This window comes from Nocardioides sp. NPDC057767 (assembly GCF_042798275.1).
Lineage (GTDB): Bacteria > Actinomycetota > Actinomycetes > Propionibacteriales > Nocardioidaceae > Nocardioides.
Genome location: NZ_JBHVKJ010000015.1, coordinates 18,915 through 36,614 on the forward strand (window position 1 = coordinate 18,915; position 17,700 = coordinate 36,614).

A 17,700-nucleotide genomic window follows, 5' to 3' on the forward strand; every position below is an offset into this window, starting at 1 on the left:
CGCTGTTCCCATGGCTGAACCGAAGAAAGGCGCCGTCAAGCTTCTGGACATCCGGGAGACCCCTCTCGATGTCACCGAGGTGATGGACGCGCTCGACGACGACGCATCCGGCGGGGTGACTCTCTTCGTCGGCCGCGTACGTGACCACGACGGGGGCAAGGGCGTGACCGGCCTCGACTACCAGGCCCATCCCACCGCCCTCGCGCGCCTGGCCGAGGTCGCCGAGAAGGTCGCCGCCGACCACGGGGTCGCGGGTGTCGCCGCCGTCCACCGTGTCGGCCATCTCGACATCGGCGACATCGCCGTCATCGTCGCCACCGCCTCCGGCCACCGTGGCGAGGCCTTCGCCGCGTCTCGCGACCTCATCGACACCCTCAAGGCCGAGGTGCCCATCTGGAAGCATCAGGCCTTCACCGACGGCACCGACGAATGGGTCGGCACGCCGTAACTTTGCGATTGCTTCGCAATTCGCGAGCGCCTCTGCTTGATCCTCGTCTTCCTCCGCTGCGCTCAGTCGCTTCGCTCCCTCGCTCCGCTGCGTCCAGACGAGGACCGCTCCGGCGCTGGGATGTTGCGCTGGCGGGTCTTGGGTCGGCGCGCCATGGTGCGCGGCGTTGGGGCGACCAAATAGGCTGCGTACGTGGACATCCTGCTGTGGCTCGTGCCGTCCGCGGTCATCACCGTGCTGGCGATGGCGTGGGTCGCATTTCTCGGCCGTGAGGGGCGCGAGCAGGACCGCGAGGAGGTCGTACGCCGCCTCGGCATCGCGCTGGAGAAGGAGAAGACCCGCGAGCGCTCGAGAAGGTACGCAGCGCCTCAGCCGCCGCCCGACAGGTCGACCGGAGTCGCGGTCCGTGTCAACCGCGACGCCTCTTAGGATGCACTTGGTCTTGAATGAGAAGGTGACGCTATGACGCAGCGCACCTTGGCCGGCCTAGTCGCCCTGCCGCTCGTGGTCGCCCTGATCGTGATCGCCTGGGTGGTTCCGCTGCCCTACACGATCTACAGCCCCGGGCCGACGGTGAACGTCCTGGGCGAGTTCGACGGCAAGGACATCGTCCAGGTCGAGGGCCACGAGAGCTACCGCGACAAGGGGCAGCTGCGGATGACCACGGTCTCCGAGACCACCCGCGAGGCGCGGCTCGGACTGTGGACGCTGCTGGGCGCATGGATGAGCGATACCGAGGCGGTCTATCCGCGCGAGGTCGCCTACCCCGACCAGGGCACCGTCGAGGACGACCGCGAGGCCGGGCAGGTGCAGATGGCCAGCGCCCAGGACGCGGCGATCGCGGCGGCGCTGACCAAGCTCGGTGAGGACGTCGACGAGGTCTCGGTCGCCGCGGTCAGCGAGGATGCTCCCGCCGCGGGCAGGCTGAAGGCCGAGGACGTGGTCACCAAGGTCGGCGACAAGGCCGTCGACACCCCCGAGGAGGTCGTCGCCGAGGTGCAGAAGGTCGAGCCCGGCGACACGATCGAGCTGACCGTCGAGCGCAAGGGCAAGACGCGCACCGAGTCGATCAAGACCGGTGAGAAGGAGGGCAAGGCCTTCATCGGCGTCTCGCTGGGAGCGACCTACGACTTCCCCTACGACGTCAAGATCACGCTCGACCCCGCCATCGGCGGACCGAGCGCCGGGCTGATGATGGCGCTCTCGGTCTACGACACCCTCACCGAGGGCCCGCTGACCGGCGAGAAGAAGATCGCCGGCACCGGCACCATCGACGGCTCCGGCAACGTCGGCCCGATCGGCGGGATCCAGCAGAAGATCCCGGGTGCGGCCTCGGACGGAGCCAAGCTCTTCCTGGTGCCCGCCGGCAACTGCCAAGACGTCGAGGGCGCCGAGAACGGCGACATGCGTCTGACCCGTGTGGAGAACCTCGATGACGCCATCAAGGCCATCGAGACCTGGACCGAGGACCCGAATGCCAAGCTGCCGACCTGTGGGAGCACGAAGTGAACGACACCCCTGAGCCCACGCCCGGGCCCACCCCTGAGCTCAGCCGCGGTCTCGACCTGGAGACCGATCCGGCTCTGGCCGCGGCCGTCCTCGAGATCGAGGCCCACGTCGCGAGCGAGGGCTGGGACGGTCCGGCGAGGCTGTTCGCGCTCGTCGACACCGCCGCGCTGGTCAAGGCCGAGCCCGCGCTCGCCACGATGATGGGCCTGGACAACCCGGATCAGGATGGGTCGCTGACCCCGATCGAGCAGGACCAGGTGCCTGTCACGACCCAGCTGGAGGAGGTCCTCCAGACGACGGCCTGGCCCGCAGGGGTCACCGGCTGCGCCGCGGTGGTCGAGCGTCTGGTGCTGCCGCCCGACGCCGACGGCAAGATCCCCGAGGACGCCGAGGCGGCCGCGGAGTTCGCCAAGGCGCACCCCGACCGGCAGGAGGTACGCATCGTGGCCGGCGCGACACGTGCTGGTGCCACCTACTGTGCTCTGCGGTTGAAGGCGCACGACGACGACCAGTCGGTCATCGGCGGCGTCGACCTGGTCCCCGAGCTCCTCGAGCTGCTGCGTGTCACTCTCGAGGAGAACCCTGACAGCGAGGGTGAAGCATGAGTCTCTTTGACGACGACGACCCGGCGCAGGCGCCGGCTCGCACACAGAGCACCGGCCGCAACCGATGGCTGGCGATCGCGGCCGTCTCGGTCATCGTGCTCTTCTTCGGCATCAGCGCCTTCGCGGCGGTCTACACCGACGCGCTGTGGTACGACGCGATCGACTTCAGCAGCGTCTTCGGCACGGTCTTCTGGACGCGTACGGCACTCTTCGTGATCTTCGGCGTGCTGATGGCGATCATGATCGGGCTGCCGGCCGCGCTCGCCTACCGCACCCGCCCCTACTTCCACCCGGCCGACGACATCGGCGGCCTGGACCGCTACCGCGATGCGATCGCCCCGATCCGTACGTGGCTGCTGGTCGGCATCGCGGGAGTGTCGGGGATCTTCGCCGGCTTCTCCGGCGCGGGTCACTGGCGTACGTACCTGATGTGGCGCCACGGGCGCGACTTCGACAAGGTCGACGAGTTCTTCAAGAAGGACATCGGCTTCTACGTCTTCGACCTGCCGTGGTGGCACTACCTGGTCAACTTCGCGCTGACCGGGCTGATCCTCGGCACCATCGGCGCGATGATCGTGCACTACGTCTACGGCGGGATCCGGCTCACCGCGCAGCGTGACCGGTTCACCCGCTCGGCACAGGTCCAGCTCAGCGCCATGCTCGGGCTGATCCTGGTGGTCAAGGGGCTCGACTACTGGGTCGACCGCTACGACCTCGTCAACGGCTCCGGCCCACGACTGGACGGGATGACCTACACCGACGAGCACGCGGTGCTCCCGGCCAACCAGATCCTGCTCGCGATCGCCGTGATCTGCGGGATTCTGTTCCTGCTGAACATGTGGCGGCGCAGCTGGCAGCTGCCCTCGATCGCGATCTCGCTGTTCGCGATCTCGGTGCTGCTGATCGGGATGATCTGGCCCGCGGTCGTGCAGGGCTTCCAGGTCCGGCCGAGCGAGCAGGACAAGGAGAAGCCCTACCTCGCGGCCAACATCAAGGCCACCCAGGACGCCTACGGCATCTCCAAGGACAAGCTCGAGGTGACCGAGTACACCTCGCAGGCCGAGGCCGACGGCGCCTCGCCCGAGCAGCTCGACGAGACCGCGTCCTCGCTGCCGATCGTCGACCCGGCGGTCGTCCATCGCGAGTTCGAGCAGGTCCAGCAGGGTCGCTCCTACTACTCGGTGCACGAGCCGCTCGACATCTCCACCTACGAGGTCGGTGGCAAGGAGCGGGCGGTCGTGCTCGGCGTACGCGAGCTCAACCAGGCCGGCATCTCCGACTCCGACCGCACCTGGACCAACCTGCACACGGTCTACACCCACTCCAACGGCGTGATCGCCTCCTACGCCAACATGCGCGGCGCCGACGACAAGTCCGAGTCGAACCAGATGCAGTGGGCCGAGGGCGACCGCACCGGTCAGCACGACCTGACTTCGGGCCAGGGCGAGTTCCAGGACAAGGTCTACTTCGGCGAGGACTCGCCGGAGTACTCGATCGTCGGCAAGGTCGCCGGCGGCGCCGCTCGCGAGCTCGACTACAACTCCGAGGACGGCGAGACCAGGACGACGTACGAAGGTGCCGGCGGTGTCCCGATCGGCTCCAACTTCCGCCAGCTGATGTACGCCATCCAGTTCGGCTCCACGAACTTCCTGCTCTCGTCGAGTGTCAACGAGAACTCCGAGATCCTCTACGACCGCTCCCCGAAGGAGCGGGTGCAGAAGGTAGCGCCGTGGCTGACGCTCGACGATGACGTGTACCCCGCGGTGGTGGGCGGGCGAATCCAGTGGGTTGTCGACGGCTACACCACCACCGACCGCTACCCGCAGGCCGCGCGCGACTCGTTCGCCTCGATGACCGACGACGCCACCCAGAGCTCCACCGGGGTGCAGACGCTGCCGACCGACGAGATCAACTACATGCGCAACGCGGTGAAGGCGACCGTGGACGCCTACGACGGCACGGTCACCCTCTACGAGTGGGATGAGGCGGACCCGATCCTGCAGACGTGGGAGGCGGCCTTCCCCGGCACCGTGATGCCCAAGTCGTCGATCCCGAAGGAGCTCATGGAGCACCTTCGCTACCCCGAGGACCTCTACAAGGTGCAGCGCTACCAGTTGGCGCGCTACCACGTCTCCGACCCGGACGTCTTCTTCTCCGGCAACGAGCGCTGGGCCGTGCCCGAGGACCCGAACGACGACAACCACCAGCAGACGCCCTACCGGATGTTCCTCGACGACGGCTCGGGCACCGCTCGCTGGTCGCTGACGTCGGCCTTCGTGCCCTACAACCGCCCCAACCTGGCGGCGATGATGTCAGTCGACTCCGACGCCACCTCGGAGAACTACGGGAAGATCCGGATCACCACGGGCTTCCCCGACGACACCCAGGGCCCGGGCATGGTCTCCAACGAGTTCCGTACGGACAAGGCGATCGCCGACGAGGTCGCCTCGTTCAACCGCTCCGGATCGGCGCCGGTGTGGGGCCAGGTCATCACCTACCCGACCGCGAAGAACGGCATCCTGTACGTCGAGCCGATCTACGCCCGCCGGGCGACCGCCTCCACCTCCGGCTACGCCCAGCTCGCCTTCGTGCTGGTCTCCTACGACGGACGGGTCGGCTATGGAACGACGCTGAGCGAGGCCCTCGAGGTCGCGCTGACCGGCGCCTCGCCGACACCCCCGGCGGAAACCGATCCCGACGAGGAACCGGCCGAGACCCCGCCGTCCTCCGGTGACTCGCCGGGCGAGGTCGGCCAGCTCCTCGAGGACGCGCGCTCCCTGTTCGCCCAGGCGGACGAGGCCGGCAAGGCCGGCGACTACGCTGAGCGCGAGCGGCTCATCGCGGAGGCCCAGGACAAGGTCGACCAGGCCGCCGAGCTGATCTCGGGAGGCTGAGGACATCTCCGATTAGGGGTTCGTTTCCCCTCGCGTGTAATGTTCTTCTTGCGACGCGGGGTGGAGCAGCTCGGTAGCTCGCTGGGCTCATAACCCAGAGGTCACAGGTTCAAATCCTGTCCCCGCTACTCCAAGACGAAGGCCCGGACCGAAAGGTCCGGGCCTTCGTGATTCCCAGCTATGGCAGGCGGTTCTGCCGGCTACGCGCGGAAGGGACCGCTGATCTCGTAGGTGATGCCGCCGCTGGACGAACCGGTCGTGCCGCGCTGGGACGAGAAGTACATGCGGTTCCCGGCAGGGTTGAAGGCAACGCCGCACAGCTCCGAGGAGCTCTGTCCGGTGACCCGGAGGAAGGGCGCCACGACGTCGTCGGGGGTGATGATGCAGATCTCCATGTTGCCACCGTCCTCGGCGACGTACAGGTCTCCGGCCGCGGCGCCGGTGAGGTTGTCGACGCCGGTGAGCGGCGGGTTGCTGGTCAGGTTGTCGTCGTAGACCACGTCGAGGGTGCCGGCGGCGGCGTTGTAGGCCCACACCTTGTTGTCGCCCTTGGTGGTGAAGTAGCAGATGTCGTTGCGGTAGTAGGCGCCTTCACCGCCGTTGAAGAGCTTCATGTTCGACACCTGGTCGCGGGTGGGCGTCGGCGAGCCGTCGGGGTCGGGGACGTCGGCCCAGGTCAGATTCGTGGTGAGGACCTGCAGCTTTCCGGCGGAGAGGTCTCCCCAGGTGGTCGGGACGAAGCGGTAGAAGCCGCCGTCGCTCTTGTCCTCGGTCTGGTAGACGACCTTGCGGACCGGGTCGCAGGCTGCGGCCTCGTGCGTGAACCGGCCCATCGCGGCGCGGCGTACGGCGGGCTTGACGCCCCACGGGTCGGTCTCCCAGCTGTAGCCCGTGTCGTGCTCCTCGCACGAGATCCAGGTGTTCCACGGCGTCGGTCCACCTGCGCAGTTCCGGGTGGTGTTGCCGAGGATGCGGTAGGCGCTGGTGATGTTGGCGTTGCTGTCGAACTTGATGGCGCTCACGCCGCCGGCGCCGCTGCTCATCTCCGAGTTGGAGACGTAGATCCAGCCGGTTCCGTCGGCGAAGCAGACCCCGCCGTCGGGAGCGCTGTGCCAGGTGTACCCGGTGTTCGCCACCGTCCTCGTCGAGCGGGCGATCACCCGGCTGGTGAACCCTTGGGGCAGCATGATGCCGTTGGCGTCGGCGGCGAGCAGAGCGCCGTACGGGCTCGGGCCGGTCTTGGCGGGGTAGGCGATGGCGGGACGAGTGACGCTGAACCCGAAGGCGACGGTTCCAGCGCCGACAACGGCGGCACGGAGGAAGTTGCGACGATCCATGGGGGAGCCCTTCCGGAGTCTCGGCAGATGGAGATGTGCGCGACATACCCTAGTGATCAGGGCCCTCGTCGAGGCGTCTTCGGAACGAACAGTGCCCGACACCCGAATGCTGGCGGCGAAGGCGGGCAGGCGCTGGCCGGCGGCGACGACAAGGACTGGGATCACGTGCCGGCGAACCAGGACAGCACGCCGTGGCCGGGCCCCATGCTCGGGACCCGGCCACGGTCATCTGAGTCAGACTGTCGCGCAGCTGGATGCGGGTCCCTCGCCGCGGAACCGCCCGTCCAGGAAGTCCATCGCGTACGGGTAGAAGCCGAAGGCTCCACCGACGTGTCCTGGTGCCAGGCCGGCGCGGAACGACACCGTCGCGCCTTGGTCGCACCAGCGCTTCGCTGCGTCGCGACCGGCGGCGTACGCCACCACGTCATCCGTCTGGCTGTGATAGACGAAGGCGGGGATGACGGGCTTGCGCCCGTTGCCGATCTGCTGTTCGTCCAGCATCGTGGCGTACTGCGGGTCGCGCAGCGTCTGCGGCAGGCTGCGTCCGTCCTTCGTCAGGGTGCTCGACTGTACGAACGGGTGCTTCAACAGCGTCTCGATGACGCACTCCTCACGTACCGCCTGCATCAGCGCCGTCCCGCGATCGTTGAGGAACGAGCTCGTATCGATGCCGTAGGTGGCCTCACCGACACCGACCGTGGCGTAGGCGAGGAATCCGACCGCAAATGTGCCGTCGAGCTTGTCCGCCACCGTGAAGAGGTCACCGGGGATCCCGCCGGCGGCGACCCCGACCAGGTTCAGCTCCGGGGCGTAGCCGGCTGCGATCTCCGCGGCCGCGGCTGCCGCACCGCCGCCCTGGGAGTAGCCCATGACGGCGACCGGGGTGGAGTCGGTCACCCCTGAGCCGGACACGTTCCCGGCGGCCCGCACCGAGTCGAGGACCGCTCGGCCCTGGACCTCCCGGCTCATGTACGTGTGCAGCCCCGGGGTGCCCAGACCCTGGTAGTCGGTCACCACGACGGCGTAGCCCTTGGCGAGCAGGCCGGCGAGGAAGACGTTCTCGTACTCCAGGCCGCCACCGTCGGAGAGCCGCGAGGGCGCGCACTGGTCACCGAGTCCCTGGGTGCCGACGGCGTACGCGATCAGCGGCCGGGCTCCGCCTCCCGACCAGGCCTTGTTGGGCACCACGAGCTGACCGGTGACCGCGATCGGGGTGTCGTTGCGGTCCGTCGAGGTGTACATCAACCGGGTCACGGTGGCATCGACCGGGACGATCTTCAACGGCGTGACCCAGAACTGCGACGGTTCCGTGCGGACCAGGGTGCCTCTGCCGGCGGGCAGGATCGAGGGTGGGGTGTAGAAGGCCGTACCCGTGGCATCCGCGCCGCAGACCAGACGCGCGTCGGCCCAGTCCGCGTGGTCGTAGTCGACGCCGTCCCCGGTGTCGTCGACCAAGAGGTCGAGACGCCGTGCTCCGGCGGTCTGCGCGGAGATGGTCTTGGTGGCGGTGCCGTTGAGCATCTTGCCGGTGTCGGCCACTTCCACCCCGTCGGCGAACACCCGGAACCGGACGGAGCCGAGCCAGCCCTGTGAGTCGTCGACGCCGACCTTCGCGGTGAACGCGGAGCAGTTGCCGCCCAGGTGATAGCTCACCCACGATCCGGCGTGGACGCCGAGACCCTTGGCGTACGTGATGCCGTTGAGCCTCAGCTGGCCACCGTCGCCGGCGGCAGCCCCGCCGTTGGCCTGATTGCGCTCGACCGGCCCCCATCCGTTGGTCGGGGTGCCGAGGAACGGCCAGTCGCCGGCGTCGACGGACGTCGTCGGCGCTGCCGGGAGCGTCGCCGCGGATGCCACACCGTCGCCGGAGCAGCGGAACTTCGCGCTGGCCCAGTCGGCGTGGTCGTAATCGGCACCGCCCTCGGCCCGGGAGACGATGAGGTCGACGGTCTGCGCGCCGTCGATGCCTGCGTAGATCGTGATCGGCTCCATCGAACCGCTCACCGTCTTCGTCTGCGCGACCTGGATGCCGTCGGCCACCACCGAGAAGACCACGCTGCCCCGGTCGCCGACCTCGTCGTCGATGCCGACCTCGGATTGGAAGTACTCACAACTGCCGCCGATGTCGAAGCGGACCGCCGAGTCGGAGTGGACGCCCAGGCCTTTGCCGTGGCTGTCGCCGCCGACCGAGATCGTACGACCGTCGCCGCTGGCTGCTTCACCGTTGGACTCGTCACGCTCGACGGGTCCGTAGCCGTTGACGGCCGAGACGAAGGGCAGATCGGAGGCCCAGACCTGGCCGGTGAGCGTCGCTGCGGCCGCGGGGCCGGCGATCAGGGGAGTGGCCGGCGCCGCGACGACCAGGGCCAGCGCGGCGAGCACACCCGCGCGGCGGACCTTCCGGGGGCTCATCCGATCACTGCCCGGACCGCGGGTGCCATGGCCTCGGCGTAGCCGGCCCTGGTCGGGTGGTAGCCGTCAGCCGCGCTCCATGACTTGCCGTTGACGTACGGCGTGCTGGCGCACACGTCGTGCCGGGTGAAGGAGGCGATCGAGCTCTTGTAGGTGAATCCTGCGGCCCCCGCCCGGTCCGAGATGGTGGCGTCCAGCAGGTCGGCGACCTCGTTGGACCAGACCGCTTCCTGCGCGGTGATGCCGTCTGCGGCGGCGCAGGTGAGGTCGCTGCCGAAGAGGCGGGGGTAGCCGAGGACCGCCACCGTCGCGTTCGGCGCCTTCGCCCGGATCGCAGCGTAGGCGCGATCGAGCTTGGCAGGTAGCTCGTTGGTGATCTTCGCCTTCGTCTCGTTGGTCGCGTTCTCGCAGTTGAAGGAGAGGCTGCCGGCACAGTTGAAGATCAGGTTCGCGAAGCCGACATCGTTTCCGCCGATCGTGATCGACACATAGTCGGTTTCGGCGGTCAGCGAGTTGACCTGTGAGTTGACCACGTCGTCGGTGACCGCACCCTGGCAGGCGACGAAGGTGAGATGCGTGTTGAGACGGGACTGGGCGACGAGGTACGGGTAGGCGTACGTGTTGCGCCCACAACCCACGTTCAGGTTGGCGCTGAATGCGCCGTTCCCAGCGGAGTAGGAGTCGCCGAGACCGGCGTACTCGTCGGGGGTGGCAGCGCGGGCCGGCGACAGCTGCGTCGTCGTCAGTGCGAGTGCGGCCAGGGCGATCGCAGTGCGGATGAGGAATCTGAGCATGGCAGACCTCCAAAGAATGTGAGGGACGTCACAGAAAGGTAAGGACCGCCGACGTATTGGGGAATCGTCGCGCTTCCCCAACTTGGTCCCTGTGCCTTGTGACTGCTCACAACGTCGCTTGCGGGCGCCGTCCGGGTAGGCGACCATCCCGATATGCCTCGCGTGCTTTTCCGGTCACGGACGAATCTGCGTACCCGTCTGGCCGCCCACCTGCCCGGGATGGTGGATGCCACGCTCGAGCGGCTCGCGTCCGACGTGCCCATCTACCAGCAGCTGTCGCGTGACCAGCTGGAGAACGACGTCGCCGAGGTGGTCCGCCTCAACCTCGAGCTGTTCATGCGGTTGCTGCGGGAGGGGCGCGCTCCCGAGCGTGGCGACCTCGAAGCGATGCTGCGCTCGGCGCGGGTGCGGGCGGAGGAGCAGATCCCCCTGCCTGCCGTGCTGTCGGCGTACTACAACGGCTTCCGTGCCTGCTGGGAGGAGACCAACGGTTTGGTGGCCGCCGACGACGTCGAGGAGTTGATCGACATCGGGTCCCTCGTGCTGCGCTACCTGGAGCTCGTCACGACCGCGGTCACCGAGGTGTACGTCGAGACCGTCACGGCGATGACCGGTCGTGACCGAGCGGTGAAGGACCAGCTGCTCGCCAAGATCGTCGCCGGCGAGGAGACTCCGGCGTTGTGGCACGGTGCCGGCCTGGTCCCGTGGACGCACCGCACCCTGGTGCAGCTCCGGGTGCGTGCGCCTCGTCACCCCCACGACGTGACCGTGACGGTTGAAGCGAGGCGGAGGGTGCGGGCCCTTCGGGAGTCGCTTGCCGAGGTGAGCGGGCACGAGGTCCTCGACTCCCTCACCCTCACCGGCGGCCTGATCGTGCTGTGCGGGACCATCCCCGCCGTTGACATCCGTAAGGCCCTGGCCCGGGTGCTCCAGGGACGCTGGCATGCAGGGCTCGCGCATGCCGAGGGCGCCGCGGCGACGGCTGACGCTGCGTTGGCTGCAGAGAACTGCGCCGAGGTCGCCCACCGCCTCAGGCTGCCGACGGGCATCCATCAGATCGCGGACCTCGCCCTGGAGGTCCAGGTGACCCGGCCGGGTCCCGCCCGCGACGTTCTCGCGAACGTTCTCCGGCCGCTCGACGATCAGCCTGACCTTCTCGACACACTGAGGGCGTACGTCGCCGCGTCCGGGCGTCGGGCAGAGACCGCCGAAGCGCTGCACGTCCACCCCAACACGCTGGACTACCGGCTGCGGCGGGTCCACAAGCTCACCGGCGTCGATCCCACCCACCCCCAGGGAAGTCAACTGGTCCGTGCCGGTCTGGTGGTCAGGCGCTATCTCCGCTGACCCATTCCGTACGGCGACGGGCGATGACCAAGGACCTGGTCAGCGTCAAGCCGATCCTCGAGGCCTGACGAGTCCGGCTGCTCGCGGTCTCGACACCGCCCGGTGGCGCAGGGACCTGTCCTCGTGATGATCCGGACGGATCCCTGCGCCTTCGGTCAGTGGCCGTGCGAGGAGTGACCGTCGTCGGTCGGTTCGACGGGTGCCTCGGTCGGCCGCTCCTGATCGACGACCGGGTCGGTCGGCTCCACAGGCGTCTCGCTCGGGCTGTGGTCGTGGCTGTGTCCGTCGGAGGCGATGGTGCCGGCCAGGGCGGTCATCCCCAGCCAGGCGAGAGCGGCGACGAGGACGACGACTGCGGCGAACGGGCTGATCAGATGGTGCCAGCGGCCCTTGGAGTCCTTGGCGACGAACGCGGCGTACGACATGAGCAGACCGATCGGCGTCATCAGGGCGCTGCGCTCGGGGAACTGCTCGAAGTGCTGGATGCCGCCACCGACGAGACCGACGCCGAAGGAGAGCAGCAGCGAGAAGGTCACGAGCGGCAGAGCCTGGCTGAGAGCGGGGCGCTCGTCGGCGAGGAAGAACTCGTTGACGAGCGTGCCGAGCAGGAACACGAACGCACCCACTGCGCAGATGATCGTGTACAACGACGGGTTGACCGGGTAATGGACGACGGCGCCGGCGATCAGGGCGGCGCCCATGAAGTAGAGCATCTGGCCGCTGTATCGCGCAGGCAGGGACTGTTTGTCGAACGCCCGCCGGTGCGCCTTGGAGGGTCTGTTCTGCTGCACGTCGGGGTCGAGAACGGTGGTCATGGTCTGAATGGGTCCTTTCGGTTCTGGGTTGTGAGCGCAGGGCAGCACCGCGCCGGCACCAGGCGTGGTCGGCGTGACGCTGGGCCGGTCGCTCAGCAGCGCAGGGTCGAAAGACGGTGGAGACAGGGTGGGTCAGCGGTGCGGCCCGATGAGAAGGCTCGCGACTCGGCCCACCGAAGTGCGACGCAGAGGACGTGGCGTGGGATGCCACGTCGGAGCGCGAGGGCTATCAGCGCCGCCAGGAGGCACAACAGAGCCAGGCACAGGTCGCCGGCCCCGCCATCATGATCGGGCGAGGGAGCGGGGCTCTCCGGTGTCTCGCTGTCGAGCCCGTGACCCGTACCTGCATGGTCGTGCGCCGCCGTGTCCATCGCCAGCACCGTGGCAGCGTGCTCGCTGTGCGCCTGCTCATGGGAGGTGAGCCCATGCAGCGTGAAGACCGCGAAGACGACCCCGAAAAGGGTCGCGAGCAGCAGCACGCCGCGGGGCCCCCTGATCGAGATCATGGTCCGGCACCCTAGGCGGACAAGGTGGCGAATGGCCCAACGGAGGACGCCCAAAACCAGGAAATGCGACGAGCATCACATCGTCGCCTGGTCATGTGAACAGCACGGCAGCGCCCGTATCCCTCCGGATCGCTGCGCCTGACCGTGATCGGCTGCATTTGGTGACAGGGTTCGACCATGAGGGAAGACGCGGTCGACGAGGAGGCCACGACGCTGCGGGCCACCGGCGTACGTGTTCGGCAGGGGGCGCGGGATCTGCTTCCGCCCACGTCGTTGATGCTGCGCGGGGGAGAGGTCGCGGTGGCTGTCGGCCCGCCGGGGGGTGGCCACACGTCGCTGGCCCTGGCGCTGGCCGGGCGGCTGCGGCTGGATGCGGGCAGGGTCGCGCTGGACGGCGACGCGTCGCCACGGGTCCTGCAGGGCGCGGTGGCGCTCGTCGACGTGCCGGGAGTCTCAGAGCCGGACGAGATGGTGCCGTTCCGTACCATCCTCGGCGAGGAGCTCGCCATGGCGAGGCACAAGCCGAGCGCCGCCGCGATCGACCGCTGGCTGGGGGAGTACGACCTCGCGACCGACATCACCACGGAAGCCGTCCCGCCGAGACCACGGCTGGAGATCCTCGGCCGGATGGCGTCGCTGCGGCCCGGCACCCGCTTCCTCGTCCTCACCTATCCCGAGCGGCTCGGCCTGCCCGTCGGGGACTGGCTCGACATCGCCTCCGACCTCGCCGGGGCCGGGCCGAGGCCCGGCGTCCTGATCACCGCCAGTCGCGCTGCGGTGATCCCGAGCGGAGTGCGTACGTTCACCATCGGCCCGACGGAGGAAGCATGAACTCGCTGCGTATCGCTCTGACCGAGCTGCGCCGAATCACCGCCGGCCGGTTGGCGAAGCTCGTCATCGTCGCGCTGGTGATCGTGCCCACGCTCTACGCCGGGCTCTACCTCTACGCCAACCACGATCCGTACGCTCACTTCGACGAGCTCCCGGCGGCGCTGATCGTCGAGGACGCCGGCGCCACCACGACCGACGGCACCGAGATCGACGCGGGGCGCCAGGTCGCCGACAAGCTCCTGAAGTCCGGCGACTTCGACTGGACGGAGACCTCCACGGCCAAGGCGGAGAAGGACATCCGCGAGGGCGACTACTACTTCGCCCTGCGCATCCCGGAGGGCTTCTCCCGGACGCTGACCGGCGCGGAGCGGCTCGACCCGAAGCAGGCTCAGATCCAGGTCATCACCAACGACGCCAACTCCTATCTGTCCACCACGATCGCGACCAACGTCACCGACAAGGTCCGCGATGCCATCGCCAGCGAGGTCTCCGAGCAGGCCGCGGCCAACTTCCTGCTCGGCATCTCCGACCTCCGCGCGGGACTGGTCAAGGCCGCCGACGGCGCCGCGAAGCTGGAGAAGGGCGCGGTCTCGCTCCGCGACGGCGCCGGGAAGCTGGCCACCGGAGCGGGCGAGCTCGAGGACGGTCTGAACACCATCGAGGGCAAGGTCACCGACCTGCCCGCAAAGACCCGTGAGCTCGCCACCGGCGCCCGGAAGGTCGCCGACGCCAACGGCGAGATCGCCGCCACCGGGCAGCGTGCGGCGACCGCCGTCGACGACGCGGTCGCCGCCTACGAGGCGAATCGGGCAGACCTCGACGCCCGCCTCGAGGCGCAGGGCCTGGACGAGCAGCAGCGAGCCGAGGTGCTGGCGATCTACGACCGCGGGGCCGCCCCGCTCGATCGCGTCGACCAGCGCGTCGGGGACGTCTCCGGTCGGCTCGACGAGCTGGCCGCCGGTGCCGACCAGGTCGCCGACGGCAACGAGCAACTGGCCTCGGCGATGCCCGATCTCGTCGCCGGGATCTCCCAGGCCGCCGACGGGGCCGGTCGGCTGCGTACGGGAGCTACCGAGCTGCGTGACGGCGCCGCGAAGCTCGTCACCGGCGCCGGCGACCTGAAGAAGGGGCTGCAGGACGGCGTCGCGCAGGCACCGGCCACCGACGAGGAGCTCCGCGACCAGATCGCCTCGACGATCGCCGACCCGGTCGCGATCGACTCCGTCTCCGAGGCGAAGGCTTCCTCCTACGGCGCCGGGCTGGCGCCGTTCTTCCTCGCCCTGGGCGCGTGGATCGGCGGTTACGTCCTCTTCCTGCTCGTCCGGCCGATCTCGACCCGCGCACTGGCCGCCAACCAGACCCCGTTGCGGATCGCCCTGGGCGGCTGGCTCACCCCGGCGCTCATCGGCGTCGCCCAGATGGTCGTGGTGCTCGTGGTCGTCGGTCTCGCCGTCGACATCACCCCGGTGAACTGGCTCGGCACGCTGGGCTTCCTGCTGCTCACCTCCGCGACCTTCATCGCGATCGTGCACATGCTCAACGCGCTCCTCGGGGCGCCGGGCCAGTTCCTCGGTCTGGTCCTGATGGTGGTCCAGCTCGTCACCGCCGGCGGCACGTTTCCCTGGCAGACGATCCCCGAGCCGTTGCACCCGCTCCACCACGTACTGCCGATGAGCTATGCCGTCGACGGCCTGCGGCAGCTGATGTACGGCGGTCTGTCCGGGCGGGTCGTCTCCGACGTCCTGGTCCTGGCCGCCTTCCTCGTCGGCGCCCTGCTCCTGACCGCCTACGGCGCCCGCCGGCAGCGGGTCTGGACGCCCAAACGGGTCAGGCCCGAGATCGTCCTCTGACCTCGGTATGCCGCACGGCCACCACACCTGATCCCGGTATGTGCGGTGATAAGGCCTCCTTATGACCATGGTCGCTGCGTACCGCATCGACCTGGCCGACTACGGCAACGATCGCACCACCGACAGGCCGATGAGGTCTAGCCTGTGAAGATGAAGCCACCGCGTGAGTACGCCGAGGAGTCCGAGCGACACCCGGAGCTGCCGCCGGGGTCGGAGGAGCGGGTCGCCGGTTACGGCGTGATGGGTCAGACCTTCGAGTCGGGACATGTGCTCGGACTGCGTCGGTGGACGGCGTCGTCCGTGGGGGAGCAGTTCACCTCCATCTGGCACCGCGAGCCGGACGGTTCCTGGCACTTCTACGAGTCGGCCCAGCCGCAGTTCGCATGCTCGCGGTGGTTCGGCCATGGCGTCCAGGAGTCTGTGGTCGTCCCGATCGACGTGACCTGGGACGGGCCCACACAGCTGCACGTCGTAGCCGAGGGACGCGTCGACTGGCACCTCACCCTGGCGGCGTCGCCGATGACACGAGTGATGAACGCGATGGACGGCGGGATGCCGTTGGCAGCCTGGCGCTCGACCGCCATGCTCAAGGCCATGGGTGCGATGGCATCGGCCACCCTTGGAGTCGGCAAGGTCTCCATGACCGGACTCACCGCGAACGGTCTTCCGTTCGACGCCAATCCACTCCGGATCTGGCGGGTCGTCGACGCGGTAGCCACGATCGACGGCACCGATGCAGGTCCGCCGGCGCCGCTGCCGCAGCAGGCGCGCCTCGGCGACTTCTGGATCCCTCAGAGCGGCATCTTCGCCATGGGCCGCGTGTTCGTCGGCGCTCCCGGCTGACCTCGCCGGGCCATGATCGTGGGACCGGGGCAGGTCCTCTAGGTTGGTGACGCGTCGCTCGACGTACTCGTCTTCGAAGGGAAAACTGCGAAGCCATGAACGTGAACGATCCAGGTGTCGGTCTGAGCGTGGACGGAGCGGTGGCGACCGTGCTGCTGGATCGTCCTGACGTACGCAACGCACAGCATCCGGCGATGTGGGCGGCGATCGCGTCGTTCCTCGAGTCGCTCCCGGACGAGGTCCGGGTCGTCGTGGTGCGTGGGGCCGGCGGCACCTTCTCGGCAGGGCTGGATCTGTCGCTGGTCGACCCGGGGCAGGGCGAGGTGGAGGGCAGTCTGGTTGCGACGTTGGCGCGCAGCGACCAGGAGGTCGTCGATCTGATCGGCGACTACCAGCGGCCGTTCGTGGCGCTGGCTGATCCGCGGTTCATCTCGATCGCGGTCGTCGACGGGTACGCGATCGGAGCGGGTTTCCAGATGGCGCTGGCGTGCGACCTGCGGATCATGGCCGAGGACGCCTGGGTCTGCATGAAGGAGCCGGCGCTCGGGTTGGTTCCCGATCTGGCCGGCACCAAGCCGCTGGTCGAGGCTGTGGGCTACTCACGAGCCCTGGAGATCTGTGCCACCGCGCGCAAGGTGGGCGCGCACGAGGCCGAGCGGATCGGGCTGGCGCAGAGCGTGGTGCCGGCGGTCGAGCTGGACTCGACCCTCACCGAGCTGGTCGCGGCGCTCGTCGCCCACGACGCGACCGCGGTGCGGCGTACGCACGAGCTCCTGGCTTCCGCGCGCGGCCGGAGTCTCGACGAGCAGCGCCTCGCCGAGCGCACCGCTCAGGTGGGACGGCTCCGCGCGATGCTCGGTCGCTGAGTCGGCTACGCCGGCTAGGAGACCGGCCGGCCGTTGTCCACGAACTCGATCCCGAGGGCCAGTTGCCGCAATCGGGTGCCGAACCAGGCGGCTGCCAGGCAGATGACGAGGTACATCGAGACCGCCTGGGTCGCGTAGTTGGGGTAATGGAGCACCCAGACCACGTGGTCCTCGGGTGAGGCCGGGTCGGCCCAGATGTAGGGCATCATCCAGGCGATGAAACCGCCGGTCAGCTGCGACGCCACGAAGAGCAGCAGGGCCTCGCCGGCGCGCCCCCACCACTGACGGGGCACCTCGCGGCGGAGTGCGGGGCCGACCTTGCGGACGAGTCCCGGGCGCCATCCGGTGCCGGGTGCGACCCGCGCCGAGAGTCGTGGCGCGACCGCGATCAGCAGGAACGACAGGACCAGGAACGCCGCGATGCCGAACGAGGTGATCCCGGGCACCAGGGCGACCCGGCTGCGCATGAGCCCCGGGGTCAGCAGCAGCGCGGCCAGCGGAGCCCCCACGACCAGGGCGGCGAGATAGCACCGGAGCAGGGCGCCGGCGAAGGTGAGGGAACCAGCGGCCGTCCGGGGTGGCGAGAGCTCGATCTGCATGGAAGCAGGCTAGCCTGTTATTTCACTTTGGTGAAACAAATTTG

General features: G+C 68.8%; 16 protein-coding genes and 1 tRNA gene. 11 read left to right on the plus strand and 6 right to left on the minus strand.

What is annotated here, in order from left to right; all coding sequences use genetic code 11:
- The first annotated feature begins 10 nt into the window (after window positions 1–10).
- The 6 genes from ACFVDI_RS09930 to ACFVDI_RS09955 all read left to right on the plus strand — a co-directional run bounded on the left by ACFVDI_RS09930 (window position 11) and on the right by ACFVDI_RS09955 (window position 5,584).
- A complete protein-coding gene (locus tag ACFVDI_RS09930) occupies window positions 11–448 on the plus strand; it encodes a molybdenum cofactor biosynthesis protein MoaE (RefSeq protein ID WP_378903658.1) in 438 nt (145 codons plus the stop codon).
- A 192-nt stretch (window positions 449–640) separates the two neighbouring features.
- Window positions 641–877 (plus strand): hypothetical protein, encoded by a 237-nt coding sequence (locus ACFVDI_RS09935; protein ID WP_160027430.1) that lies wholly within the window; start codon window positions 641–643, stop codon window positions 875–877.
- A 33-nt stretch (window positions 878–910) separates the two neighbouring features.
- On the plus strand, window positions 911–1,957 hold the full coding sequence (locus tag ACFVDI_RS09940) for a PDZ domain-containing protein (RefSeq protein ID WP_378903661.1): 1,047 nt from the start codon (window positions 911–913) through the stop codon (window positions 1,955–1,957).
- Complete coding sequence (locus tag ACFVDI_RS09945) at window positions 1,954–2,562, plus strand: PPA1309 family protein (protein ID WP_378903664.1); 609 nt, start codon at window positions 1,954–1,956, stop codon at window positions 2,560–2,562. The genes ACFVDI_RS09940 and ACFVDI_RS09945 overlap by 4 nt, the downstream gene beginning before the upstream one ends.
- Window positions 2,559–5,456 carry a UPF0182 family protein gene (locus ACFVDI_RS09950; protein ID WP_378903667.1) on the plus strand — a complete coding sequence of 966 codons (2,898 nt, stop codon included), beginning with the start codon at window positions 2,559–2,561 and terminating at the stop codon, window positions 5,454–5,456. The genes ACFVDI_RS09945 and ACFVDI_RS09950 overlap by 4 nt, the downstream gene beginning before the upstream one ends.
- Window positions 5,457–5,510: 54 nt before the next feature.
- Window positions 5,511–5,584: transfer RNA gene (locus tag ACFVDI_RS09955), tRNA-Met, on the plus strand.
- 72 nt (window positions 5,585–5,656) lie between these two features.
- On the opposite strand, the gene ACFVDI_RS09960 is transcribed toward ACFVDI_RS09955, so the two are convergent.
- From ACFVDI_RS09960 to ACFVDI_RS09970, 3 genes are all read right to left on the minus strand, one after another.
- Window positions 5,657–6,793, minus strand: coding sequence for an alkaline phosphatase PhoX (locus ACFVDI_RS09960; RefSeq protein WP_378903670.1), 1,137 nt, complete (start codon window positions 6,791–6,793; stop codon window positions 5,657–5,659).
- A 234-nt stretch (window positions 6,794–7,027) separates the two neighbouring features.
- Window positions 7,028–9,205, minus strand: a complete 2,178-nt coding sequence (locus tag ACFVDI_RS09965; protein ID WP_378903673.1) for an alpha/beta fold hydrolase — start codon at window positions 9,203–9,205, stop codon at window positions 7,028–7,030.
- Complete coding sequence (locus ACFVDI_RS09970; protein ID WP_378903676.1) at window positions 9,202–9,999, minus strand: SGNH/GDSL hydrolase family protein; 798 nt, start codon at window positions 9,997–9,999, stop codon at window positions 9,202–9,204. The genes ACFVDI_RS09965 and ACFVDI_RS09970 overlap by 4 nt, the downstream gene beginning before the upstream one ends.
- A gap of 153 nt (window positions 10,000–10,152) precedes the next feature.
- Here ACFVDI_RS09970 and ACFVDI_RS09975 point away from each other — a divergent pair, with 153 nt between their 5' ends.
- Window positions 10,153–11,346 (plus strand): PucR family transcriptional regulator, encoded by a 1,194-nt coding sequence (locus ACFVDI_RS09975; RefSeq protein WP_378903679.1) that lies wholly within the window; start codon window positions 10,153–10,155, stop codon window positions 11,344–11,346.
- A 155-nt stretch (window positions 11,347–11,501) separates the two neighbouring features.
- Here ACFVDI_RS09975 and ACFVDI_RS09980 read toward each other — a convergent pair whose 3' ends face one another.
- Both ACFVDI_RS09980 and ACFVDI_RS09985 read right to left on the minus strand, forming a co-directional pair.
- A complete protein-coding gene (locus ACFVDI_RS09980) occupies window positions 11,502–12,161 on the minus strand; it encodes a hypothetical protein (protein WP_378903682.1) in 660 nt (219 codons plus the stop codon).
- A 92-nt stretch (window positions 12,162–12,253) separates the two neighbouring features.
- Window positions 12,254–12,667, minus strand: a complete 414-nt coding sequence (locus ACFVDI_RS09985; protein WP_378903685.1) for a hypothetical protein — start codon at window positions 12,665–12,667, stop codon at window positions 12,254–12,256.
- A 177-nt stretch (window positions 12,668–12,844) separates the two neighbouring features.
- On the opposite strand from ACFVDI_RS09985, the gene ACFVDI_RS09990 reads away from it, so the two are divergent.
- The 4 genes from ACFVDI_RS09990 (at window position 12,845) to ACFVDI_RS10005 (ending at window position 17,057) form a co-directional block, all read left to right on the plus strand.
- Window positions 12,845–13,498, plus strand: a complete 654-nt coding sequence (locus tag ACFVDI_RS09990; protein WP_378903688.1) for a hypothetical protein — start codon at window positions 12,845–12,847, stop codon at window positions 13,496–13,498.
- Window positions 13,495–15,348 carry a YhgE/Pip family protein gene (locus tag ACFVDI_RS09995; protein ID WP_378903691.1) on the plus strand — a complete coding sequence of 618 codons (1,854 nt, stop codon included), beginning with the start codon at window positions 13,495–13,497 and terminating at the stop codon, window positions 15,346–15,348. The genes ACFVDI_RS09990 and ACFVDI_RS09995 overlap by 4 nt, the downstream gene beginning before the upstream one ends.
- Window positions 15,349–15,498: 150 nt before the next feature.
- Window positions 15,499–16,191, plus strand: coding sequence for a hypothetical protein (locus ACFVDI_RS10000; protein ID WP_378903694.1), 693 nt, complete (start codon window positions 15,499–15,501; stop codon window positions 16,189–16,191).
- A 95-nt stretch (window positions 16,192–16,286) separates the two neighbouring features.
- A complete protein-coding gene (locus tag ACFVDI_RS10005; RefSeq protein ID WP_378903697.1) occupies window positions 16,287–17,057 on the plus strand; it encodes an enoyl-CoA hydratase/isomerase family protein in 771 nt (256 codons plus the stop codon).
- A gap of 14 nt (window positions 17,058–17,071) precedes the next feature.
- Here the strand turns inward: ACFVDI_RS10005 and ACFVDI_RS10010 are convergent, their stop codons facing one another.
- Window positions 17,072–17,656, minus strand: coding sequence for a hypothetical protein (locus ACFVDI_RS10010; RefSeq protein WP_378903700.1), 585 nt, complete (start codon window positions 17,654–17,656; stop codon window positions 17,072–17,074).
- Window positions 17,657–17,700 lie beyond the last annotated feature (44 nt).